Annotated in this window: 19 protein-coding genes and 1 rRNA gene; 14 read left to right on the forward strand and 6 right to left on the reverse strand. The window is 59.7% G+C overall.

The annotated features are described in order from the left end of the window. The first annotated feature begins 198 nt into the window (after positions 1–198). The 7 genes from rrf (at position 199) to yfiB (ending at position 12179) form a co-directional block, all read left to right on the forward strand. Positions 199–314, forward strand: a 5S ribosomal RNA gene (gene rrf / locus QRN31_RS05445). 156 nt (positions 315–470) lie between these two features. After that, positions 471–3920 carry an exodeoxyribonuclease V subunit gamma gene (gene recC, locus QRN31_RS05450; protein ID WP_285430668.1) on the forward strand — a complete coding sequence of 1150 codons (3450 nt, stop codon included), beginning with the start codon at positions 471–473 and terminating at the stop codon, positions 3918–3920. Continuing rightward, complete coding sequence (gene recB, locus QRN31_RS05455; RefSeq protein WP_285430670.1) at positions 3917–7606, forward strand: exodeoxyribonuclease V subunit beta; 3690 nt, start codon at positions 3917–3919, stop codon at positions 7604–7606. Before recC ends, recB begins: the two co-directional genes overlap by 4 nt. Next, the gene (gene recD / locus QRN31_RS05460; protein WP_285430672.1) at positions 7603–9711 is read left to right on the forward strand and encodes an exodeoxyribonuclease V subunit alpha; all 2109 of its coding nucleotides are present in this window, start codon (positions 7603–7605) and stop codon (positions 9709–9711) included. The genes recB and recD overlap by 4 nt, the downstream gene beginning before the upstream one ends. A gap of 118 nt (positions 9712–9829) precedes the next feature. After that, positions 9830–10405, forward strand: a complete 576-nt coding sequence (yfiR, locus tag QRN31_RS05465; protein WP_285430674.1) for a regulatory sequestration protein YfiR — start codon at positions 9830–9832, stop codon at positions 10403–10405. After that, positions 10402–11670 carry a diguanylate cyclase DgcN/YfiN gene (dgcN, locus tag QRN31_RS05470; RefSeq protein WP_285430676.1) on the forward strand — a complete coding sequence of 423 codons (1269 nt, stop codon included), beginning with the start codon at positions 10402–10404 and terminating at the stop codon, positions 11668–11670. The genes yfiR and dgcN overlap by 4 nt, the downstream gene beginning before the upstream one ends. Before the next feature lie 5 nt (positions 11671–11675). After that, entirely contained in the window at positions 11676–12179 is a 504-nt protein-coding gene (gene yfiB, locus QRN31_RS05475; protein WP_502942448.1) for an outer membrane lipoprotein YfiB, read from the forward strand. Here yfiB and QRN31_RS05480 read toward each other — a convergent pair. Further along, on the reverse strand, positions 12176–13123 hold the full coding sequence (locus tag QRN31_RS05480) for a LysR family transcriptional regulator (protein WP_285430678.1): 948 nt from the start codon (positions 13121–13123) through the stop codon (positions 12176–12178). The two genes, yfiB and QRN31_RS05480, sit on opposite strands and share 4 nt — an antisense overlap. Positions 13124–13283: 160 nt before the next feature. Between QRN31_RS05480 and QRN31_RS05485 the strand changes: the two genes are divergently transcribed. Together QRN31_RS05485 and mmsB are read left to right on the forward strand one after the other, a co-directional pair. Next, the gene (locus tag QRN31_RS05485; protein WP_285430680.1) at positions 13284–14810 is read left to right on the forward strand and encodes a CoA-acylating methylmalonate-semialdehyde dehydrogenase; all 1527 of its coding nucleotides are present in this window, start codon (positions 13284–13286) and stop codon (positions 14808–14810) included. A 10-nt stretch (positions 14811–14820) separates the two neighbouring features. Continuing rightward, positions 14821–15708 carry a 3-hydroxyisobutyrate dehydrogenase gene (gene mmsB, locus QRN31_RS05490; protein WP_285430682.1) on the forward strand — a complete coding sequence of 296 codons (888 nt, stop codon included), beginning with the start codon at positions 14821–14823 and terminating at the stop codon, positions 15706–15708. A 95-nt stretch (positions 15709–15803) separates the two neighbouring features. Here the strand turns inward: mmsB and QRN31_RS05495 are convergent, their stop codons facing one another. The 4 genes from QRN31_RS05495 to QRN31_RS05510 all read right to left on the reverse strand — a co-directional run bounded on the left by QRN31_RS05495 (position 15804) and on the right by QRN31_RS05510 (position 18183). Then, complete coding sequence (locus tag QRN31_RS05495; protein ID WP_007946320.1) at positions 15804–16148, reverse strand: cupin domain-containing protein; 345 nt, start codon at positions 16146–16148, stop codon at positions 15804–15806. Positions 16149–16257: 109 nt separating this feature from the next. Continuing rightward, a complete protein-coding gene (locus QRN31_RS05500; RefSeq protein WP_285430685.1) occupies positions 16258–16629 on the reverse strand; it encodes a MerR family transcriptional regulator in 372 nt (123 codons plus the stop codon). A gap of 48 nt (positions 16630–16677) precedes the next feature. Then, positions 16678–17253 carry an NAD(P)H-dependent oxidoreductase gene (locus QRN31_RS05505; RefSeq protein ID WP_285430686.1) on the reverse strand — a complete coding sequence of 192 codons (576 nt, stop codon included), beginning with the start codon at positions 17251–17253 and terminating at the stop codon, positions 16678–16680. A 45-nt stretch (positions 17254–17298) separates the two neighbouring features. Beyond that, a complete protein-coding gene (locus tag QRN31_RS05510) occupies positions 17299–18183 on the reverse strand; it encodes a LysR substrate-binding domain-containing protein (protein ID WP_285430687.1) in 885 nt (294 codons plus the stop codon). A 162-nt stretch (positions 18184–18345) separates the two neighbouring features. Between QRN31_RS05510 and QRN31_RS05515 the strand changes: the two genes are divergently transcribed. Continuing rightward, positions 18346–19110, forward strand: coding sequence for a sulfite exporter TauE/SafE family protein (locus QRN31_RS05515; RefSeq protein WP_285430688.1), 765 nt, complete (start codon positions 18346–18348; stop codon positions 19108–19110). Here QRN31_RS05515 and QRN31_RS05520 read toward each other — a convergent pair. Then, the gene (locus QRN31_RS05520) at positions 19100–19414 is read right to left on the reverse strand and encodes a putative quinol monooxygenase (protein ID WP_285430689.1); all 315 of its coding nucleotides are present in this window, start codon (positions 19412–19414) and stop codon (positions 19100–19102) included. The two genes, QRN31_RS05515 and QRN31_RS05520, sit on opposite strands and share 11 nt — an antisense overlap. A gap of 163 nt (positions 19415–19577) precedes the next feature. On the opposite strand from QRN31_RS05520, the gene mdaB reads away from it, so the two are divergent. The 4 genes from mdaB to QRN31_RS05540 all read left to right on the forward strand — a co-directional run bounded on the left by mdaB (position 19578) and on the right by QRN31_RS05540 (position 23803). Continuing rightward, entirely contained in the window at positions 19578–20168 is a 591-nt protein-coding gene (gene mdaB / locus QRN31_RS05525) for an NADPH:quinone oxidoreductase MdaB (RefSeq protein ID WP_090175823.1), read from the forward strand. A gap of 58 nt (positions 20169–20226) precedes the next feature. Beyond that, entirely contained in the window at positions 20227–21138 is a 912-nt protein-coding gene (locus QRN31_RS05530; RefSeq protein WP_222589669.1) for a LysR family transcriptional regulator, read from the forward strand. 103 nt (positions 21139–21241) lie between these two features. Continuing rightward, the gene (locus QRN31_RS05535; RefSeq protein WP_285430691.1) at positions 21242–22135 is read left to right on the forward strand and encodes an NAD-dependent epimerase/dehydratase family protein; all 894 of its coding nucleotides are present in this window, start codon (positions 21242–21244) and stop codon (positions 22133–22135) included. A 222-nt stretch (positions 22136–22357) separates the two neighbouring features. Continuing rightward, a complete protein-coding gene (locus tag QRN31_RS05540; RefSeq protein WP_285430693.1) occupies positions 22358–23803 on the forward strand; it encodes a SulP family inorganic anion transporter in 1446 nt (481 codons plus the stop codon). The last annotated feature ends 98 nt before the right edge of the window (positions 23804–23901 follow it).

The following is a 23901-nucleotide window of genomic DNA, read 5'->3' on the forward strand; positions in this document are numbered from 1 at the left end:
CTAACCAATACTAATTGCCCGTGAGGCTTGACCATATAACACCCAAGCAATTTGCTGATCCGAGAGGACGCCAGATTGCGGTGTGTGAAGACGAAACGAACCGAAAGTTCGAGAAGACTCGCAAAACACCGAAAACTATCACATACCCATTCGCTGGAGCGTGACCTCGCAAGAGAACACGACCTGGCTACCGAATTTCTTGACGACCATAGAGCATTGGAACCACCTGATCCCATCCCGAACTCAGCAGTGAAACGATGCATCGCCGATGGTAGTGTGGGGTTTCCCCATGTGAGAGTAGGTCATCGTCAAGATTAAATTCCGAAACCCCTATCTGCGTATGCAGGTAGGGGTTTTGTTTTGCCCGCAGGAAAGTTCGTACGGCATCTTCAGACGGCTTCCGGCTGTCACAGTCTCCCGACAGTGCTAAGGTTCGGCCCTAGATTTTGTAATTTCCCAAGGAAGCTTTTATGCCGGACGCCGCGTCCCTCAATGCCGGTTTTATGGTGGTTCAAAGCAACAGTCTGGATGAACTGCGTAGCCTGGTGATCAGCGTAATGCGGAACTACCCGCTAGCTCCCTTGGAAAATGAAATCGCCCTGGTTCAGAGTAATGGCATCGCCCAGTGGCTGAAGCTGGCGTTGGCCGAAGACCCGGAAGATGACGATATGGGCGGCTGCGGAATTGCAGCGGCCATCGATGTTCAATTACCGGGCAGCTTCATGTGGCAGCTTTATCGCATGGTTCTGGGGCGTGATGAAATTCCGGTCAAATCCCTGCTCGATAAAGCGCCACTGACCTGGCGTCTGATGCGACTGCTTCCGCAGCTGATCAATCAACCACACTTCGAACCGCTGCAACGCTTCCTCACCAACGACACCGATCTACGCAAGCGCTACCAGTTGTCAGAGCGACTGGCAGATCTGTTCGACCAATATCAGGTGTACCGGGCCGACTGGCTAGAGGACTGGGCGGAAGGTCGTCACCAGCTGCGAAATGTCAGAGGTGAAGCCAAGCCGCTCACCCCGGCCAATTGTTGGCAGGCAGAACTATGGCGTGCGTTGTTGCTGGATGTCGGTGAGCAAGGCATGGCTCAAAGTCGTGCCGGAGTGCATCAGAGATTTATTGAGCGTATCAACAGCCTCGACGTGGCGCCCAAAGGATTGCCTTCCCGTGTGATCGTTTTCGGGATCTCCTCTCTCCCCGCTCAAGCCCTGGAAGCCCTGGCCGGACTTGCCAGATTCAGCCAGGTCTTGCTTTGCGTACACAACCCATGTCGTCACCATTGGGCCGACATCGTCGCCGATAAAGACCTGTTACGGCATCAATACAAGCGCCAGGCCCGAAAGAGCGGCATGCCTGTCGTGCTCGATCCACAAACCCTTCACCAGCATGCCCATCCGCTATTGGCGGCCTGGGGCAAGCAGGGGCGGGACTACATTAATCTGCTCGATAGCTACGACGACCCCAATAGCTATCGTTCGGCATTTCGTGATGGGCGCATCGACTTGTTCAGCGATAGCCAGCCACAGAGCATGCTCAACCAACTGCAAGACGACATCCTTGAGCTACGTCCCCTGAACGAGACTCGCGAGCAGTGGCCAGCCGTCGATCTGAGTCATGACGAGTCGATCCGATTCCACGTCGCCCATAGCGCGCAGCGCGAAGTGGAGATCCTCCACGACCAGTTACTTGCACGCTTCAGTGCTGATCCCGAGTTGAAGCCGCGCGACGTGATTGTGATGGTTCCGGATATCGACAGCTACGCACCGCATATCCGCGCAGTGTTCGGTCAGCTCGACCGCTTCGATCCGCGCTTCATACCGTTCACGCTCGCGGACCAAGGCCAGCGCGGTCGTGATCCGCTGCTCATTGCAGTCGAACATCTGTTGAAGCTTCCTGACAGCCGCTTCCCGGTCAGCGAGATCCTCGACCTGCTGGACGTTCCCGCGCTGCGTGCTCGCTTCGGTGTAGAAGAGCGTGATCTGCCGACCCTGCACCGCTGGATCGAAGGCGCCGGCATTCGCTGGGGCATGAATGCCGAGCAACGCGCGGGTTTGGGATTACCTGAAGCGCTGGAGCAAAACAGTTGGCGTTTCGGCCTGCGTCGGATGCTGCTCGGCTACGCCGTTGGCAGCGCCAGTGCCTGCGAAGGAATTGAGCCTTACGATGAGATTGGCGGTCTCGACGCCGCACTCATCGGTCCTTTGGTTGCGTTGCTGGACGCGTTGGAGGTTGCCCATCAGGAACTCACGCAACCGGCGCCACCCAAGCAATGGGGCGTCAGGATGCAGGCGTTGGTGCAGTTGTTTTTCCAGGCCAGCAATGAGCATGACGATTACTTGCTGGCCCAACTCGAAGAATTGCGTGAAACCTGGCTTGAGACCTGCGAGTCAGTAGGCTTGCATGATGACCTGCCGTTGACCGTGGTCCGTGAAGCGTGGCTGGCAGGACTCGACCAAGGGCGCCTGTCTCAGCGTTTTTTGGCTGGGGCAGTCAATTTCTGCACGTTGATGCCGATGCGGGCGATCCCGTTCAAACTCGTCTGCCTGCTCGGCATGAATGATGGCGACTACCCCCGAGCGCAACCACCGCTGGACTTCGATCTGATGGGTAGCGATTACCGCCCGGGTGATCGTTCCCGACGCGAGGATGATCGCTATCTGTTGCTGGAGGCGCTGTTGTCGGCTCGCAACCAGCTGTATATCAGCTGGGTCGGTCGCAGCATCCGGGACAACAGTGAGCGCCCGGCTTCGGTATTGATTGGCCAACTTCGCGACCACCTCGCCAGTGGCTGGCGATTAGCAAACGGCAGTGACCTGCTTGAAGCCATGACTCAAGAGCACCCACTGCAACCCTTCAGCGCGCGCTACTTTCATGAGGGCGATGACCTGTTCAGCTACGCCAGTGAGTGGCAGGTGCTGCATCAAACCGGTGAACTGACGAATGATGTTCAAACGCTCGATGACTACATTCAAGAGGAACCGCTGAGCCTCGGTCAATTGCAGGACTTCCTGCGTAACCCGGTGCGACATTTTTTCAGTCAGCGGTTGAAGGTGTTTTTCGAAGCGGCTGAAGCACCCTTGGCCGATGAAGAGCCGTTCGTGCTCGATGCACTCCAGCGCTATAGCCTCAGTGACAGTTTACTTGGCGCGGCGCTGGGGCAATTGGCGCATGTCGATTCGGCGCTTGAGACGCAGGCAAAGCGTCTGCAAAACAGTGGTCTCCTGCCGATGGCCGGGTTCGGCGAATCGCTACAGCGAGAGTTGATCGAACCCTTGCCGGATCTGTTGCAACGCTACCAACAACTGCTGACGTTGTGGCCAACAGCGCTCACCAGTGCGTTACCAGTGAGCCTGGAACTGGAAGGTCTGCGTCTGGAGGGCTGGCTCAGTGGCTTGTATCAGCGTGCAGACGGCGGCTTGCTATCGGTTACCACGATTCCCAACAGCATTGGATCGATCAAGACCCGCAAGTGGCATCGCCTGACGCGACCGTGGGTCAATCACTTGGTTGCCTGTGCCAGCGGCATGTCGATGACCACGGCGTTGGTCGCCAGTGACGATAGTTTGCTGCTGGCTCCGTTGGAGAAGGACGTAGCATTGCGCACCTTGGGCCAACTGTTACAAGCATGGAAAAAAGGCATGTGCCAACCGCTGCCGATCGCGGTGAAAACAGCTTTTGCCTGGCTCTCCCAGACAGACCCGGTCAAAGCCGACGACGCCGCTCGAAAAGTCTATGAAGGCGACGGTCAAACCACTGATGGCGAGCGCCGTGAAAGCCCGGCACTCGCTCGGCAATTCGCCGATTACGATGCTCTGATTGCCGCGAACACTTTCCACCACTGGTGCAACACTTTGTATAAGCCGATGCTCGAAGCCCCCTGGCGTTCGTTGAACAGCGAGGAGGCGCGCGCATGACCACGAAGACTCCGCTGGCCCTGGCATTCCCCCTGAGTGGCAGCCAACTGATCGAAGCCAGCGCCGGTACTGGCAAGACCTTCACCATTTCCGCGTTGTACCTGCGTCTGGTCCTCGGGCACGGTGGCGAATCGGGTGGATTTGGGCGTGAATTGTTGCCGCCACAAATCCTCGTTGTGACATTCACCGATGCCGCGACCAAAGAGTTGCGCGAACGTATTCGCACACGTCTGGCTGAAGCCGCGCGGTACTTCCGTGAGGAGATCAAGGCCCCCGACAGCCTCATCGCTGAACTGCGTGATGAATATCTGCCGGAACAGTGGTCAGGCTGCGCAAACCGCCTGGACATCGCCGCACAGTGGATGGATGAAGCCGCCGTATCGACCATCCACAGTTGGTGCCAGCGCATGTTGCGCGAGCACGCATTCGACAGTGGCAGCCTGTTTACCCAAACCCTTGAAACCGATCACAGCGATTTGCTGGGCGAAGTGCTGCGCGATTACTGGCGGCTGTTCTGCTATCCGATGCAAGGCGATGCACTGAACTGGGTGCGAAATAATTGGGGTGGCCCGGCGGCGTTATTGCCTCGTGTGCGTGGTTTATTCGCCAGCGAACGGGACAGTGTCGAAGGTAAAGAGCCTGCGGAACTCATCGCCGAGTGCCTGCAGGAGCGACGAACTGCTTTGCTCGAACTCAAGATGCCGTGGCGCCAATGGGCGGACGAGCTGCTTGCTCTCTGTCACCAAGGCGTTGCGAGCAAGAGCGTCGACGGTCGAAAGATGCAGGCACGTTATTTCGAACCCTGGTTCGAAAAAATAAAGGCCTGGGCCGAAGACGAGTCCCTGGAGCAGCTGGATATCGGCACTGGCTTCACTCGTCTGACCCCGGATGGCATGGCCGAAGCCTGGAAGGGGAGCGCCCCTACTCACCCAGGGCTGGACGCCATGCCCGGTCTCAAGGCCAGCCTCGATGGGTTGCCCACCCCTGACGCGGCTGTCCTGCAACACGCCGCTCAATGGGTGAGTGCACGGTTCGAGGAAGAAAAGCGTCGCCGCGCGGAGATGGGGTTCGATGACATGCTGCTGCGCCTCGATGCGGCATTGCAGTCCGATGGCGGCGAGCGCCTCGCGACCCTGATTCGTGAGCAGTTTCCTGTGGCACTGATCGATGAATTTCAGGACACCGACCCGGTGCAGTACCGGATTTTCGAAAGCATCTATCGCATCGAAGACAACAATCCCGAATGCGGCCTGTTTCTGATTGGCGACCCCAAACAAGCGATTTACGCGTTCCGCGGTGCCGACATTTATACCTACCTGCGGGCGCGCCAGGCCACTGCCGGCCGCTTGCATACCCTGGGAACGAATTTCCGTTCCAGCCACGGCATGGTCAGTGCGGTAAACCATGTATTCGAGCGTGCCGAGTCTCGTGAGCTGGGGCGCGGCGCGTTCCTGTTTCGTGAAAAGAACGGCGAGAATCCAGTGCCGTTCCTGCCTGTCGAATCCCAAGGTCGCAAAGAAGTTCTGCAGGTTGACGGTGAAGTCGTCCCCGCCTTGAACATCTGGCACCTGTCCGCCGAGCAGCCATTGTCAGGTGTGGTGTATCGACAACAGCTCGCCGCCGCCTGTGCCAGTGAAATCACCGCGTTGCTCAATGGGGGCGAAGCAGGTCGAGCGGGCTTCATCGAGGACGGCAAGGATTTCAGACGCCTCTTGCCTGCCGACATCGCGATTCTGGTTCGTGACGGCAAAGAGGCCCAGGCCGTGCGTGGCGAACTCTCTGCGCGCGGCGTGCGCAGCGTTTACCTTTCGGACAAGGATTCGGTATTCGCCGCGCAGGAAGCCCACGACCTGCTGACCTGGCTCAAGGCTTGCGCCGAGCCGGATGTCGAGCGGCCACTTCGAGCCGCCCTGGCTTGCATTACGCTGAACCTTTCCCTGGCTGAACTGGAACGTCTGAATCAAGACGAGCTGGCCTGGGAGGCACGAGTCATGCAGTTTCGCGGATATCGCGAACTGTGGCGTAAGCAAGGTGTGTTGCCCATGTTGCGGCGCCTGCTACATGACTTTCAGTTACCCGAGGCGTTGATCGCGCGCCATGACGGCGAACGTGTCTTGACCAATTTGTTGCACTTGTCGGAGTTGTTGCAGCAGGCCTCTGCCGAACTCGATGGGGAGCAAGCGCTGATTCGTCATCTGTCCGAGCATTTGGCATTGTCCGGTCAGGCCGGTGAAGAACAGATCCTGCGCCTGGAAAGCGATGAGCAACTGGTCAAGGTCGTGACCATTCACAAGTCCAAGGGGCTGGAATATCCGTTGGTGTTCCTGCCGTTCATCTGCTCGGCAAAACCGGTGGATGGCAGCCGTTTACCGCTGCATTTCCACGACGCAAACGGCAAGGCTCAAGTGACCTTGAAGCCGACTGCCGAGTTGATTGCTCTCGCCGACGATGAGCGTCTGGCCGAAGACCTGCGGTTGCTCTATGTCGCCCTGACCCGTGCACAACATGCCTGCTGGCTCGGCGTGACCGATCTCAAGCGCGGCAATAACAACAGCTCGGTGCTGCACCTTTCTGCATTGGGTTATTTGCTGGGTGGCGGTGCTCCACTGACCGAATCCGCAGGCTTGAAACGCTGGCTGGAAGACCTTCAGCAAGGCTGCCCGGCACTGAACTGTGGAGAAATGCCGGAGACGACAGCCGACCATTATCATCCGCCACGCAATGAAGCGAGGTTGCTTGCGCCGCTGATACCCAAGCGCAAAGCGAGCGAAAACTGGTGGATCGCCTCCTACAGCGCCTTGCGTATCGGCGACATTCTGAGCGTGGGCAGTGACGAAGCCCCGGAGAATCCGCAAGCGCAAAAGCTCTTTGACGACGAGCGCCTCGATCCGCAAGCGCCGCGAGAAGTTGTTGCCGGTGGCGCTGATATTCATCGCTTCCCCCGTGGCCCGAACCCCGGGACCTTTCTCCATGGTTTGCTGGAGTGGGCCGGCGATGAAGGGTTCTGCGCGGCTCCGCAAGTTGTGGAAGACGCCGTTGCCCGTCGCTGCAATCGCCGAGGCTGGGAAGGCTGGATCACCACGCTGAGCGATTGGCTGCAGCACTTGCTCAAGTCTGCATTGCCCATTGGCGGTGGGCAGCCGCCGGTCGTTTTCGAGCAGCTCACTCAGTACCGCGTCGAGATGGAATTCTGGTTCGCCAGTCATAAAGTCGATGTGCTCAAGCTCGATGAACTGGTGCGCCAATACACCCATAACGGCGTCGCTCGGGTGGCGGCCGAACCGGTATTGCTCAATGGCATGTTCAAGGGCTTCATCGACCTGACATTCGAACACGAAGGCCGCTACTACGTCGCCGACTACAAATCCAATTGGCTGGGGCCCGATGACGCGTCCTATACCGAGCAGGCCATGGAGCAGTCGATTCTCGACAATCGTTACGACCTGCAATACGTGCTGTACCTGTTGGCCCTGCACCGCCAGCTGAAGGCGCGGTTGCCGGATTACGATTACGACCGGCATGTCGGTGGTGCGCTGTACCTGTTCCTGCGTGGCACGCGGGCACCCACCCAAGGGGCGTTTTTCGCCCGCCCACCCAGAGAGCTGATCGAGCGCCTTGACCGGCTGTTCCAAGGCAAGCCGGAACCCAAGGCCGAGCCCGCCTGGGAACAGGGAGAACTGTTATGAGTCGCACCTTCGCCGATTTGCTGCCCACGCCATTGGCAGCCGAAAGCCTGGCGGACCTGTCGCCCCTGACTCGCGCAGATGACTTGCTGCTATTGCTGACTCGCTGGGTGGAACGTGGCTGGCTGCGGGCGCTGGACAAGGCCTTTGTCGCCTTCCTCCACGAGCTCGCGCCCGACGATGATCCGTTGGTGCTGCTCGCCGCTGCGTTGACCAGTCACCAACTGGGGCACGGCCATGTCTGCCTGGATCTGTTCGAAACGCTGAAAGAGCCGGACTTCGCGTTGTCGCTACCGCCGGAAGGCGATGTGCAAAGTGGTGCGATGTTGTTGCCATCGCAACTGCTTGAAGCTCTGGACGGCGCGCATTGGTGCAAGGTCCTGGCGTCCAGTCGCCTGGTTGCGCTGGCCGTCGATGGTCGCGAGGAGGCGCAATCACGGCCCTTGGTGCTGTCAGGCAAGCGCTTGTACCTGCGCCGCTACTGGGCGTACGAAAGGCGCATCGACAATGCCCTGCGCTTGCGCCTGACTGAGCATGAAGCTACGCCGAATGACCTGTTCGAACGCCTCACGGGTCTGTTCGGTCCGGCTAAGCCCGGTGAAGTGATCGACTGGCAGAAACTTGCCTGCGCCTTGGCCACCCGCAGCGCGTTCAGCATCGTCACCGGCGGCCCGGGCACCGGCAAGACAACCACGGTCGTGCGGTTGCTGGCGTTGCTCCAGGCGCCAGCAGTGGCGGCGGGCAAGCCGCTACGCATTCGTCTGGCGGCGCCTACCGGCAAAGCGGCGGCGCGGCTGACGGAATCCATCAGCCAGCAAGTCCGGACACTGGAAGTTGCAGACTCCGTAAGAGACAAAATCCCGTCTGACGTCACCACCGTGCACCGCTTGCTTGGCAGTCGCCCCGGCACCCGACACTTCCGTCACCACGCCGGTAATCGCTTGCCGCTGGATGTCCTGGTGGTGGACGAAGCCTCGATGATCGACCTGGAAATGATGGCCAACCTGCTCGACGCGATGCCGGCCCATGCCCGGCTGGTGTTGCTCGGTGACAAGGATCAACTCGCCTCGGTGGAGGCGGGCGCGGTGCTGGGCGATCTATGTCGCGACGCCGAGGCTGGCTGGTACAGCCCGCAAACTCGGCAGTGGCTTGAGTCCATCAGTGGCGAAAGTCTGAGCGCCAGCGGTTTGCGGGAGGACACCGACGGTGCTCATCCCCTTGCCCAGCAAGTTGTGATGCTCCGTCACTCGCGCCGATTCGGTGAGGGCAGCGGGATTGGTCAGTTGGCCCGTTGGGTCAACCAGCAGCAACCGGAAGAAGCCCGCAAACTGCTGGAGGCTCGAAGCCACGAAGATGTGTTTTCTCTGCCCCTCAAAGGCGAGCATGATCGGGCGCTTGAGCGCTTGCTGCTTGAAGGCCATGGCGAAGGGCCGCAAGGCTATCGTCATTACCTGCACCTGCTGCGCAGCCAGCGCCCGCCGCTCGACAGCCCGCTCGATGATCCACGCTGGACCGACTGGGCGCGTCAGGTGTTGCAGGCTTTCGACGCCTTCCAGTTGTTGTGCGCCGTACGCAAGGGGCCATGGGGCGTGGAGGGTTTGAATCAGCGAGTTACTGCCGCGCTGCTTAAGGCTCGACTGATCGACAGCGATCAGCAATGGTACGAAGGTCGGCCGGTGCTCATGACTCGCAATGACTATGGCCTGGGATTGATGAACGGTGACATCGGCATTGCCCTCAAACTGCCGGAGCGCGATGGACTGGAGCCAGGGAAACATGTGCTGCGTGTAGCGTTCCCGCGCAACGATGGTCAGGGCGGTGTGCGCTTCGTCCTGCCGAGCCGACTCAATGACGTTGAAACCGTGTACGCGATGACCGTGCACAAATCCCAGGGTTCGGAGTTTGCCCACACGGCGTTGATTCTGCCGGATGCGCTCAACCCTGTGCTGACCAAGGAACTGATCTACACCGGGATCACCCGGGCCAAGCACTGGTTCACTCTGATCGAGCCGCGAGCCGGGGTGTTTGAAGAGGCCGTGCGACGCAAGGTCAAGCGCTTGAGCGGGTTGATGCTGGAATGGGAAGAGGGCGTCGAGCCGAGTCATTGAAGGGGCAGCGCAGGACGACGGAACAGGCTAAATCGGTGCCGCACGCGTCCTCGCTGGTGTCCCGACCCTATGCTATCGTTGCGGCATCATTTCGTTACTGTCTCAAAGAGAATCCTGCATGAAGGTGGCTGTCCGGACGACAGGACGCGTCGTTGGCTGCAAGCAAATGCTGCTTGCAGGTGTTCTCTGCTTGCTGACCGGCGTGGTTTTCGCTCAGGCGCAAACCCTGGGGAGCATGGCCGATCAACGCGCCAAATCGGTTACTCAGGTCGTCCTCGGGATTCTCAGTTATGCGCGCTGGCCAGTTGAGCCCGCCCAATTACGCCTGTGCGTGGTCGGCCCCACCGAGTACACCGACGACCTGGTCAAAGGCACGACCCAGGCCACTGGCCGACCCGTCACCGTACAACGGTATTTGGCCGACAACCCATCGATTGTCGATGCGTGCGATGCGGTGTACATCGGCAAGCTCACCAGTGATGAGCGCAGTCGACTCTTTGCCTCGTTGACAGAACGCCCAGTGCTGAGCATCAGCGAAAGCGACGATCAGTGCACTGTCGGCAGCCTGTTTTGCCTGCGGGTCAGTGATGATCAGGTGTCTTTCGAGGTCAACCTCGACTCCGTCGCCCGCAGCGGCGTACGCATTCACCCCAGTGTGCTGCAATTGTCCCGCCGCAAGCCGGCGGCGCCATGATTCTATTCACGCCGGGTGATCGCCCCACCTTGCGCTCGGTCATCGGCCGCGGGCACTTGATCGTCGCGCTGGTCGGCGTGGCCATGGCGAGCATTTCCCTGACATTGTTAGGTGTGCTGGCCTTGCGGGTGTATGCCGACCACAACCTGCACCTGATCGCGCGTTCGATCAATTACACGGTGGAGGCTGCAGTGGTGTTCAACGACAAAGCGGCGGCCACTGAGGCGCTGGCGTTGATCGCCTCCACGGAAGAAGTCGCCGACGCTCAGGTGCTGGATGAAAAGGGTCGGCTACTGGCGCGCTGGCAGCGACCGGACAGCGGCTTGTTCTCCGACCTGGAATTGCAGATCGCGAAAACGTTTCTGGAAAAACCCATCGTCATGCCGATCGTTCATCAAGGTCGGGAAGTCGGTAGCATCCAGCTCACCGGTCACGGCGGCAGCCTGCTGCGTTTCTTGCTCAGCGGTCTGGTGGGTATCGTGCTGTGCACGGCCATCAGTGCCTGGGTCGCACTCTATCTGGCCCGCCGACAACTTCGCTCAATTACCGGTCCGCTGCGCCGTCTCGCTACCGTCGCGCACGCCGCCCGCAGCGACCGAGCCTTCGACCGGCGTGTGCCACCCGCCGAGATCGCTGAACTCGATAACCTGGGCAATGACTTCAATGCGTTGCTCGGTGAACTCGAATCCTGGCAGACCCACCTGCAAAGCGAAAACGAAACCCTGGCGCACCAGGCCAGCCACGACAGCCTCACCGGATTGCCGAATCGGGCGTTTTTCGAAGGTCGTCTGATCCGTGCGTTGCGTAATGCCAACAAGCTCAACGAGCGGGTGGCCGTGCTGTTTCTCGACAGCGACCGCTTCAAGGAAATCAATGATGGCTTCGGTCATGCCGCCGGTGACGCCGTGTTGATTGCCGTCGCCAACAGGGTTCGTGCGCAGTTGCGCGAAGAGGACCTGGTCGCGCGTCTGGGCGGCGATGAGTTTGCCGTGTTACTGACACCGCTGCACAAAATCGAAGACGCGGAACGGATTGCCGACAAGATCCTGGCCAGCATGGAAATGCCGATCCTGCTGCCGGGCAGCACCCATGTGTTGACCTCTCTGAGTATCGGCATCGCCGTGTATCCAGATCATGGTTCCACACCGGGCGCTCTGCTCAATGCCGCCGACGCGGCCATGTACCAAGCCAAGCGTGTTTCCCGAGGCGCGCAACACACGGCAGGGTCGGAGCACCCTGTCGCCCATGTTCAATCCAGGAGCTGACAGCTTTGTTTTCGATCACTCGACATTCCCTGCGTTTTTTCACAATCAGCCTGTTCATGGCCTTGCTGGCATTGGCCGGTTGCCAGACGGCACCCCAAAAGGGCCTGACCCCGGGCCAAATTTCCGTGCTCAAACAACAGGGCTTCGAACTGACCGATGAGGGCTGGGCGTTTGGCTTGTCCGGCAAAGTGCTGTTTGGCAGCGACGACGATGGCCTGAACGCCGCCAGCACCGAGATCGTCGAACGCATCGGCAAGGCCTTGCTCGCGGTCGGCATCGAGCGCGTGCGGGTCGATGGTCATACCGATGCATCGGGCAAAGAATCCTATAACCAGACGCTGTCCCTGCGCCGCGCGAAAAGTGTCGGCAAAGTCCTGACAACGGTCGGCATGAAAGAAGAAAACATCCAGTTGCGTGGTCTGGGCAGCAATGAACCGGTGGCCTCCAACAACACCGCCGCAGGCCGCACCGAAAACCGTCGAGTGTCGATCGTGGTGAGCGCCGGTTAGTCGGCGAACAGCATCTCCCGGCTTTCGCCCATCAACAGGCTCTGATTCTGCTCAGTCACCTCGCGGATGTAATCCCACAACAACGTGATCCGCTTGAGCTTCCTCAGATCCTCCCGGCAGTACATCCAGAACTGCCGGGTAATGTGGATCTCCTCCGGTAACACCGGCAGCAAGCGCGGGTCTTGAGCCGCCAGGAAGCACGGCAGAATTGCCAGTGAGCGCCCTTGTTGTGCTGCGACGAATTGGGCGATCACGCTGGTGCTGCGCAGATTGGCGCTGGCGCCAGGCAAAACGTTCGCCAGGTACAGCAGCTCCGAGCTGAAGGCCAGGTCGTCCACATAACTGATGAATTGATGTTTGCTCAAGTCTGCGGGCCGGCGAATCGGCGGGTGTTTGTCCAGATAGTCCTGAGTCGCGTAGAGCTGCAGTTTGTAGTCGCAGAGCTTGCAGCAGACGTAAGGACCGTGCTCCGGACGCTCCAGGGCGATGACGATATCCGCCTCACGCTTGGACAGGCTGATGAAGTGCGGTAGCGGCAGGATGTCGACCGAGATCGCCGGGTAGGCATCGACGAAATGGCTCAGCTGCGGGGTGATGAAAAAGCTGCCGAAACCTTCGGTGCAGCCCATGCGCACATGCCCGGACAATGCCACGCCGGAACCTGAAACCTGTTCGCAGGCCATGTGCAGCGTGCTTTCAATCGATTCGGCATAACCGAGTAATCGCTGACCTTCGGCGGTCAGGACAAAACCGCTGGTCCGGGATTTCTCGAACAGCAAGGTACCCAGCGCGGCTTCCAGTGAACTGATGCGCCGCGAGACCGTGGTGTAGTCCACCGCCAGGCGCTTGGCTGCGGTGCTAGCCTTGCGGGTACGGGAGACCTCGAGGAAAAACTTGAGGTCATCCCAGTTCAACGAGCCTAAAGACGTGATGTTTTTTTGCATGATGGACCGGCTTTTATGTGCGTTCTTATCAGAAGTTTGCACATCTATACTCCAGGAACAGCCGGATAATCAATTCGCGGCAACCGCTTCATTGCAAGGCGACTCTTCGCCTTCTCCCCAGATAGCTCTCTACATAAGAACAATTTCCCGGAGACCCAATATGAACGCAACGCTCACGCCAAACGAAACCACTGTGCAGAAGGTCAAGTTGTTGATCGACGGCGAGTGGGTCGAGTCGCAGACCACCGAGTGGCACGACATCGTCAACCCGGCGACCCAGCAAGTGCTGGCCAAGGTTCCGTTTGCCACCGCGCAAGAAGTCGACGCCGCGATCAGCGCCGCCCATCGCGCCTTCCAGACCTGGAAGCTGACGCCGATCGGCGCGCGGATGCGCATCATGCTCAAGCTCCAGGCGTTGATTCGTGAACACTCCAAACGCATCGCCGTGGTGCTCAGCAACGAGCAAGGCAAAACCATCGCCGACGCGGAAGGCGACATCTTCCGTGGCCTGGAAGTGGTCGAGCACGCGTGCTCCATCGGCAGCCTGCAAATGGGCGAATTCGCCGAGAACGTCGCGGGCGGCGTCGATACCTACACCCTGCGTCAGCCAATCGGCGTGTGCGCCGGCATTACCCCGTTCAACTTCCCGGCGATGATTCCGCTGTGGATGTTCCCGATGGCCATCGCTTGCGGCAACACCTTTGTCCTCAAGCCGTCCGAACAGGACCCGATGTCGACCATGCTGCTGGTTGAACTGGCGATCGAGGCCGGCGTTCCGGCCGGCGTGCTCAACGTTGTTCATGGCGGTAAAGACGTGGTGGATGCGCTCTGCACTCACAAGGACATCAAGGCTGTGTCCTTCGTCGGTTCGACCGCGGTCGGCACTCACGTCTATGACCTAGCCGGCAAACACGGCAAGCGCGTGCAATCGATGATGGGCGCGAAGAACCACGCCGTTGTGCTGCCGGACGCCAATCGCGAACAAGCGCTGAATGCTTTGGTCGGCGCCGGTTTCGGTGCGGCCGGTCAACGTTGCATGGCCACCTCGGTAGTGGTGCTGGTGGGTGCGGCCAAGCAATGGCTGCCAGACCTGAAGGCGTTGGCACAGAAACTCAAAGTGAACGCAGGCAGCGAGCCGGGCACTGATGTGGGGCCGGTGATTTCCAAGCGGGCCAAGGCACGAATTCTCGAGCTGATCGAGAGCGGCATCAAGGAAGGCGCCAAGCTTGAGCTGGACGGTCGCGACATCACGGTTCCAGGCTTCGAGCAGGGCAACTTTGTCGGCCCGACCCTGTTCTCTGGCGTAACCCCCGACATGCAGATCTACACCCAGGAAATCTTCGGCCCGGTGCTTGTCGTGCTGGAAGTCGCGACCCTCGATGAGGCCATCGCCCTGGTCAACGCCAACCCGTTCGGCAACGGCACGGGCCTGTTCACCCAAAGCGGTGCGGCAGCGCGCAAGTTCCAGAGCGAAATCGACGTCGGTCAGGTCGGCATCAACATTCCGATTCCGGTGCCAGTCCCGTTCTTCAGCTTTACCGGTTCGCGCGGCTCCAAGCTTGGCGACCTCGGTCCGTATGGCAAGCAAGTGGTGCAGTTCTACACTCAGACCAAGACCGTCACCAGTCGCTGGTTCGATGACAACAGCGTCAACGACGGTGTGAACACCACCATCAACTTGCGTTAAGGAGCCGGACATGAAAATCGCTTTTATCGGTCTCGGCAACATGGGCGCGCCGATGGCGCGCAACCTGATCAAGGCTGGCCACTCGCTGCGGCTGGTCGATCTGAACAAGACCGTTCTGGCTGAGCTTGAGCAACTTGGCGGCAACATCAGCGCTTCGGCGCGTGAAGCGGCTCAAGACGCAGAAATGGTGATCACCATGCTGCCTGCCGCTGTGCATGTGCGCAGCGTGTGGCTGGGTGAAGACGGCGTGCTCGCCGGTATCGGCAAAGGTGTGCCTGCGGTGGATTGCAGCACCATCGATCCGCAGACCGCGCGCGATGTCGCCGCAGCTGCCGCCAAGCAAGGCGTGGCGATGGCGGATGCGCCGGTGTCTGGCGGGACGGGCGGAGCGGCGGCCGGCACACTGACCTTCATGGTCGGCGCCACGCCTGAACTGTTCGCCACCCTTCAACCGGTGCTGGCGCAAATGGGCCGAAACATTGTTCATTGCGGCGAAGTCGGCACTGGGCAAATCGCCAAGATCTGCAACAACCTGTTGCTGGGGATTTCCATGGTCGGCGTCAGCGAAGCCATGGCGCTGGGCGATGCCCTCGGGATCGACACCAAGGTGCTGGCCGGGATCATCAACAGTTCCACCGGGCGTTGCTGGAGTTCGGAGATGTACAACCCATGGCCGGGCATCGTCGAAACAGCGCCCGCGTCGCGCGGATATACCGGCGGTTTCGGTGCTGAACTGATGCTCAAGGATCTGGGGCTGGCCACGGAAGCGGCACGTCAGGCGCACCAACCGGTGATGCTCGGCGCGGTGGCACAGCAGTTGTATCAGGCGATGAGCCAGCGTGGGGAGGGTGGTAAAGACTTCTCGGCGATTATCAACAGCTATCGCAAACCCCAATAAGGGGACTTCCGGGATTGTGGCGAGGGGGCTCGCCACAAGATCGTGCAACACTATTTGCCGGGAGACCACGTCGGGTGGTCCCCCGGTTTTTTGAATCAGGCAAACACGAAATACTTACGTACGGTTTCAACCACTTCCCAGGTGCCTTTCATGCCTGGCTCGATGACAAAAATATCACCGGCACGCAAGTGGATCGGCTCTTTCCCTTCCGGGGTGATGATGCAATAGCCTTCGCGGAAATCGCAGTATTCCCACTTCACGTATTCCACGTACCACTTGCCCGGCGTGCAGATCCAGGTGCCCATGATCTTGCTGCCGTCTTCACTGGTGTAGGCATTGAGGTTGACGGTGTGCGGGTCGCCTTCGAGTTTTTCCCATTTGCAGGCGTCGAGCACCGGCAGTGGGTGGGTATCGCGAAGGACGGTAATCGGTGCGGTCATGTGGACTCCGGGACAGTGGACTAGAGAACTGAAGTTGCACCCTATAGCGCCCATGCACTGGTCAGTTGTCTGTGCTCGACATTGAGCTGTCCAGAAACGCGCATTGCCCTCAAAGATTTTCCAATGGGCAATCTGCCCGGGCCTGTTCAAGGTTGACTTCAAACTCGACCAGTTGCTCGTGTTGAAGGCTAAGCGCAGCGATCCGCTCGCTGATTTCGTGCTTCTTGGCATCGATGGCTTGCCGCACCAATACCCATGGCATCGCCTGTCCTTGATGCCCGGCAAAAATCGCCTGCATCTCCTTGAGCCGGAAACCCAGTTGTTGAGCGCATTTGATCAAGATCAGCAGGTCGATGCTTGACTGGTCATAGACGCGGTATTTGCCTTGCCGCTGAGCGGGAGGCAGCAGGCCGATCGACTCGTAATGGCGGATGCTCTTGATCGTCGCTCCGGAACGTTGCGCGGCTTGGCCGATGTACATGAAAAGTCCTTTTTCTCGGTGGTGACGCCCGACGCATTATCGGAACACTCAGCGGCGGGCGATAGCCTCGGCTTGTCGCAGCCAGGTTTCACGCTGACCGTCGCTTGCACCAAGAATCGGGCCGAACGTCAACGTGCGCCGCGGTTCGATACCGCAGAAGGCGAGGGTGGTCTTGCGGATCTGGTGCAGCCCGGGCATGCGATAGATCCAGCGGTAATACCAGGGTGGCGTGTCCATGGTCACCAGTAAATGCGCGCTGCGACCGCGCAGGAGTTTGTCGGGAAAGGCTTTGCCTTCGCGGTACTTGAAGGCGAAGCCGGGCAGGAACACCCGATCGAAAAAGCCCTTGAGCAAGGCCGGAACCCCGCCCCACCAGATCGGATAGACCAGCGTCAGTTGCTCGGCCCACAGAATATCAGCCTGGGCGTGGCGCAAGTCACGTTCCAGTGGCTGGACCTGTCGATAACCTTCACGCAGCACCGGATCGAAATTCATTCGACCCAGAAACAGCTGGCGCACCTCGTGCCCGGCGCGCAACGCCGACTGTACGTAGCGCTGCGCCAGTGCGGCGCAGAAGCTGTTGCTCGAGGGATGGCCGAGAATCACCAGAATTCGTTTGCCCATCGTCTCTGCCCTTGAAGATGAAAACTCAAGGGTAAAGTCTGCCCTTCAGGGGAGGGTCAAGGCCTCCAGCAGCGCCTTTGCATAGCCGGGCAGCGCCGCGAAGTCCCGGGCGCCGATCAGGAGTTTGCGCTGAGCCCATGATTCTTGCAGCGCGATGCTCTTGAAGGGCGGATCCCCAGGCCAGCGTTCGACGGCCGCGAGCGGCACGATCGCCAGCCCGGCACCGCGAGCGACCATGCGCATCACCCCGTCGAAACCATCGGCGCGCACGCGGATCTTCAAGCGCGAACCGATGTGTAATGCCTGTTCTTCGAGGTACACGGCCAAGGCGCTGTTGGCGTTCAGGCCTACGAAATCGTGGTGCAGGGTGTCGCTGAAACTCAAGGATTCGCTATCGGCCAGAGGGTGCTCGGGCGGCACAATCAGGACCAGTGGGTCATCGCGAAAGGCGCGGGTCTGCAGGTCAGCGGTGTCGACGGCGTCGGACACGATACCCAAGTCGGCCGCACCCTGACGCAACGCGTGGGTGATGCGGGCGCTGGGCAGCTCTTGAAGGTCGATGTCGAGATTGGGATGCTCGCGCAGAAAGTCGGCGAGCAACTCCGGCAGGTATTCGGTGATCGCCGTGGTGTTGCACAGAAGGCGCACCTGCCCTTTGACGCCCTTGGCGTATTCGGCCAAATCCTGTTGCATGCGTTCGGCCTGTTGCAGCAAGGTTCGGGCGTGTTTGGCCAACGCCTTGCCAGCAGGTGTGGGCGCGACGCCGCGACGACCGCGTTGCAGAAACTCGATACCGAGCGAAGACTCCATGGCGCGGATTCGCGCACTGGCTGCAGCCAGCGACAAATGACTGCAGGCGGCGCCAGCGGTGATGTTGCCGCTGTCGAGAATGTTCAGGTAGAGGCGCAGGTCGGTCAGGTCGAAGTGCATCGCAGCAGGCTCTGAATAGGTGTTGTCTGAGAGTTCGCTATCGCGAGCAGGCTCGCGATAGCGCTCGTCAACGCGACGTAGGTATCAGCCTCTTGCAATACAAGAGGCAGCCTCAGTATATGGCAGATTTTCAAGCGGCCAGTCGAGGCTCACCATAGCCCCATGAATACTCTCGCTGCGTTCTACCAAAACCTCGGCCTGGCCCTTTCGTTATTGGTCATCGCCACCTTCCTGTTGGCCGGCATGATCAAGGGCATCATCGGGCTCGGCTTACCCACCATCGCCATGGGGTTACTTGGTCTGGCTATGGCGCCGTCACAGGCTGCTGCACTGTTGATCATCCCGGCGACTCTCACCAATGTCTGGCAGCTGGCATTCGGCGGGCACTTGAGTGGGCTGGTCCAACGGCTGTGGCCGATGCTGCTGACGATCTTCATCGGCACCGGCGTCGGTACGCTGTGGATTGGCATGGCGGGTGGTCATTGGGTGGTGCGGGGTTTGGGCGCTGCGTTGTTGCTCTACGCGTTGAGCGGGTTGTTCCTGCCGACCTTGCGCATCGATGGCCCAGGCGAGCGCTGGCTTGGCCCGCTGTGCGGCCTGTTGACCGGCATGATCACCTCGGCCACCGGGGTCTTCGTGATTCCGGCGGTGCCTTATTTGCAAGCTCTCGACTTAAACAGGGATGAACTGGTGCAGGCGCTGGGCCTGTCGTTCACCATCTCGACACTCGCACTGGCCGCCGGTTTGTTTTGGCGCGGGTCTTTGGGGGGCGGCGAATTGAGCGCGTCATTGCTGGCGCTGATCCCCGCAGTCCTCGGCATGTTACTGGGCCAGTGGCTGCGTCAGCGGATCAGTGCCGTGGTGTTCAAGCGTGTGTTTTTCGTAGGCCTCGGCGTGCTCGGCGGCCACTTGCTGATCAACGGGTAGCGGACGACGGGCTGAGCATCTCGATGGCGCGGATATCGAAATCCCGTTCCAGGTACTCCATGCGCATGTCGCGGAACTGCTGCATGTGCGGCAGGTTCGAGTGCACGTCGAGGTGGGCCTGGGACTGCCAGATCTCGTAGAAGATAAACAGCGTCGGGTCCTGTTTGTCGCGCAGCATGTGGTACTCGATGCAGCCGGGCTCGGCACGACTTGCCTCTACATAACCGCTGAAAAACACTTCGAAGGCGTCGGATTTTTCCGGGCGGGTCTTGGCGTGCAGGATGAAGCCCTGCAAATCACTCATCAAAAAATCTCAAGAAGTCAGAATCGGCCGCAAGTCTACGGCAACAATTCAAGGTCGATTCGTGCGTGTGGGTCAAATGAATTTTGCCCGGTTGGTGCTTACTCCGCGCGAGGCTGACCACTAACCTGCCGCCATCCAATTTCTGACCTTTATGAGACCTTTCATGAAAAAAGTCCTGTTGCTCAATGGCGGCAAAAAATTCGCCCACTCCGATGGCCGCTATAACACCACCCTGCACGACACCGCGCTGAGCGTGCTGGATCGCGGTGGTCTGGACGTGAAAACCACGTTCATCGACGAGGGTTACGACGTCGCCGAAGAAGTCGCCAAATTCCTCTGGGCCGACGTGATCATTTATCAGATGCCCGGTTGGTGGATGGGCGCGCCGTGGACCGTCAAGAAGTACATCGACGAAGTCTTCACCGAAGGTCACGGCAGCCTCTATGCCAGTGACGGCCGCACCCGTTCCGACGCCTCGCAAAAATACGGCAGCGGTGGTCTGGTGCACGGCAAGCAATACATGTTGTCGCTGACCTGGAACGCGCCACAACAAGCCTTCGACGACCCGACCGACTTCTTCGAAGCCAAGGGCGTGGACGCGGTGTACTTCCCGTTCCACAAGGCCAACGAGTTTCTCGGCATGACCGGTTTGCCGACGTTCCTGTGTGTCGATGTCATGAAACGCCCGAACATCGAAGCCGATGTCGCACGCTACGAACAGCATTTGACCGAGGTGTTCGGCCTGCCGGCGTAAGGTTCCTTTTGCCCCGCATCCAGCTACTATCAAGCCAGTTTTTGAATGAGGGGCATCCGTGAAAGCCAGATCCGATGAATTGCAGATTTTCGTCTGCGTGATTGAGTGCGGGTCGATTTCCGCTGCGGCCGAACAGGTCGGGCAAACGCCTTCGGCGGTCAGCCGCACGCTGTCGCGGCTGGAGGCCAAGCTGGATACCACGCTGATCAACCGCACCACGCGGCGCATGGACCTGACCGAGGAGGGCAAGTATTTCTTCGAGCACGCCAAGCTGATTCTCGATCAGATGGATGAACTCGAAGAGCGCCTCAATTCCCGTCAGCAAACCCCGTCCGGGCGCCTGCGGATCAACGCGGCATCACCGTTCATGCTGCATGCCATCGTGCCGTACATCGATGAGTTTCGCCGGCTTTACCCCGACATCCAGCTTGAACTCAACAGCAACGACTTGATCATCGACTTGCTCGAACAAAGCACCGACATCGCCATCCGCATCGGCACGCTGGCCGACTCGACCTTGCACGCACGCTCCCTGGGTTGCAGTCCGCTGCACATCGTTGCCAGCCCGGCTTACCTTGAGCAACACGGCACGCCCAAGACTGTCGAGGAATTGAGCGGGCACTCATTGCTGGGCTTTACCCACAACGAAGGGCTCAACCAGTGGCCGTTGCGCTATGTGCACGGTGATCGCTGGCCGATTCAGGCGGCGATTGGCGCGTCCAGCGGTGAGACGATCCGGCAACTGGCGCTGGAAGGCCAAGGCATTGCCAGCCTGTCGCATTTCATGACCATCGAGGACATTCGTGCCGGGCGCTTGAAAGTGCTGCTGGCCGAGTTCAACAGCGGCTATCGCCAACCGATCAACGCGGTGTACTACCGAAACTCGCAACTGGCCTTGCGGATTCAGTGTTTCCTGGACTTCATCCAGGGCAAGTTGGCGGTGTACGCGAATTCGGACTTCAAGGGCTGATTCGTGATTCCTGCGCAAGAGTGAATTGGGTCAACAGGGATTTTTCGCCTGCGATCAGTCCCTGATACTCGCTGCATCACTTATTAACGCAGGGAGTTTCTCCATGAACGTATTCGTTACCGGCGCTGCTGGTTTCATCGGTGGCTCCATCGCCACCGGTCTGGTCCGGGCTGGCCACAAGGTCACCGGCCTGGTCCGCAGCGAAGCACAAGCCAATGAACTGAGCGCATTGGGCATCACGTCGGTGATCGGTACACTTGACGACAGCGCGCTGTTGGCCGAACAGGCCCGGGCGGCCGACGCTGTCATCAATGCCGCCAGCAGCGACCATCGCGGCGCAGTGGAAGCCTTGCTCAATGCCTTGCGCGGTTCCAACAAAGTGTTCCTGCACACCAGCGGTTCGAGCATCGTCGGCGATGCGTCGGGCGGCAAATCCAGCGACGTCATCTACGTTGAGGACAACCTGCCGGAACCGACCGTCGACAAGGCCGCCCGTGTGGCCATCGACAACCTGATTCTCGCTGCCGCGAAAGACGGCGTGAACTCGGCGGTGATCTGCAACACCCTGATCTATGGCCACAGCCTGGGGGTCAATCGCGACAGCGTGCAATTGCCACGCCTGTTGAAACAAGCGCGCAAAAGTGGCGTGGTGCGGCATGTCGGCACTGGCCAGAACATCTGGTCCAACGTCCACATTGAAGATGTAGTGGCTCTGTACCTGCTGGCGCTGACCAAGAACGTACCGGGCACGTTCTACTTCGTCGAAAGCGGTGAGGCGTCGTTCATCGACATGACCACCGCCATGGCGCAGGCCTTGAAACTGGACGCGCCACAGGATTGGCCGCTCAAGGACGCCGAAGCCGAGTGGGGTTATGAAATGGCCAACTATGGTTTGGGCTCCAACAGCCGGGTACGTGGCAAAAATGCCCGTGAATTGTTGGGTTGGGTGCCGAAGCGGACGTCGGTGGTTGACTGGATTCGTGACGAGATGGTGTGAGTTCGCCTTAAACCGCGTCATCGTTCATCGCGAGCAGGCTCGCTCCCACAGGGGACTTGTGTCGATCCAAAAAAATGGGAACGACGCAGGACAAATGTGGGAGCGAGCCTGCTCGCGATTGCATTTCAGGCGTCCGGACAACTGGCCGGTTCGTCTTCGATTCCGTAACATCCGCTCCCTCTTTTTCGGCCACGTCTTGCGGCCCGTATTGTTGGGTAAGCCATGAAATCAAAAAGTCTGCGCGCCGATGTCCTGGCCGGACTCACCACCTCTTTCGCCCTGCTTCCCGAATGCATCGCCTTCGCGCTGGTAGCCCACCTCAACCCGTTGATGGGGCTTTACGGCGCTTTCATCATTTGCACCCTGACCGCGCTTTTCGGCGGACGTCCGGGCATGGTCTCCGGTGCGGCCGGATCGATGGCGGTGGTCATCGTTGCCTTGGTGGTGCAGCACGGCGTGCAATATTTGCTGGCCACGGTGTTGCTCGGCGGTTTGATCATGCTGGCGTTCGGGCTGCTCAAGCTTGGCAAACTGGTGCGGATGGTGCCGCACCCAGTGATGCTCGGCTTCGTCAACGGCCTGGCAATCATCATTGCGCTGGCTCAGCTTGAGCATTTCAAGAGTGGTGACGTCTGGCTCAGTGGCGCGCCGCTCTACCTGATGACCGGGCTGGTGGCGTTGACCATGGCGATCGTTTACCTGCTGCCGCGCCTGACGCGTGCGGTGCCACCGGCACTGGTGGCGATTCTGGGCGTTGGGCTGGCGGTGTTTGTGCTTGGCTTGCCGACGCGCACGCTCGGCGACATGGCGCACATCGCTGGCGGCTTGCCGACATTTGCGCTGCCAGACATTCCGTGGAACCTGGACACCCTGCGGATCATCGCGCCCTACGCGATTTTGATGGCGCTGGTTGGCCTGCTCGAAACCCTGCTGACCCTGAACCTCACCGACGAGATCACCGAGAGCCGTGGCTTTCCGGATCGCGAATGCGTGGCGCTGGGCGCGGCCAATATGGTCTCCGGAGTATTGGGCGGCATGGGTGGTTGCGCGATGATCGGCCAGACGGTGATCAACCTCAGTTCCGGCGGTCGCGGACGATTGTCCGGGGTGGTGGCCGGGGTGCTGATTCTGTTGTTCATTCTGTTTCTTTCGCCGCTGATCGAGCGCATTCCCTTGGCGGCGCTGGTCGGCGTGATGTTTGTGGTGTCGCAACAGACCTTCGCCTGGGCGTCGTTGCGGGTGCTGAACAAGGTGCCGCTGAACGACGTATTGGTCATCATCGCTGTCACGGTCATTACCGTGTTCACCGACCTGGCCACCGCCGTGCTCTGCGGGATCATCATTGCCGCGCTCAACTTCGCCTGGCAGCAGGCCCGCGAGCTCTATGCCGACAGTCATCTTGAAGCCGACGGCAGCAAGCTTTATCACCTGCATGGCACGCTGTTCTTTGCCTCGACCACGCCTTTTCTCAATCAATTCGATCCTGCCAACGATCCACCCGTCGTGACGATCGATTGCCGGCACCTGAGCTTTGTCGACTACTCGGCCATCGCCGCGCTAAAGACGCTGCGTGAGCGCTACGACAAGGCCGGCAAACACCTGCGCGTGCTGCACTTGTCCGAGCGCTGCAAGAAACTGCTCAAACGCGCCCGGGTGAATCACGACTGAATTTGATGATCGTTCCCACGCAGAGCGTGGGAACGATCTGCAACGATCGGCATGTAAATTCTCCTATTCGATTTTCATATCTACCGACCGCGCATATC

The sequence above is a fragment of the Pseudomonas sp. fls2-241-R2A-110 genome (assembly GCF_030209165.1).
Classification (GTDB): domain Bacteria; phylum Pseudomonadota; class Gammaproteobacteria; order Pseudomonadales; family Pseudomonadaceae; genus Aquipseudomonas.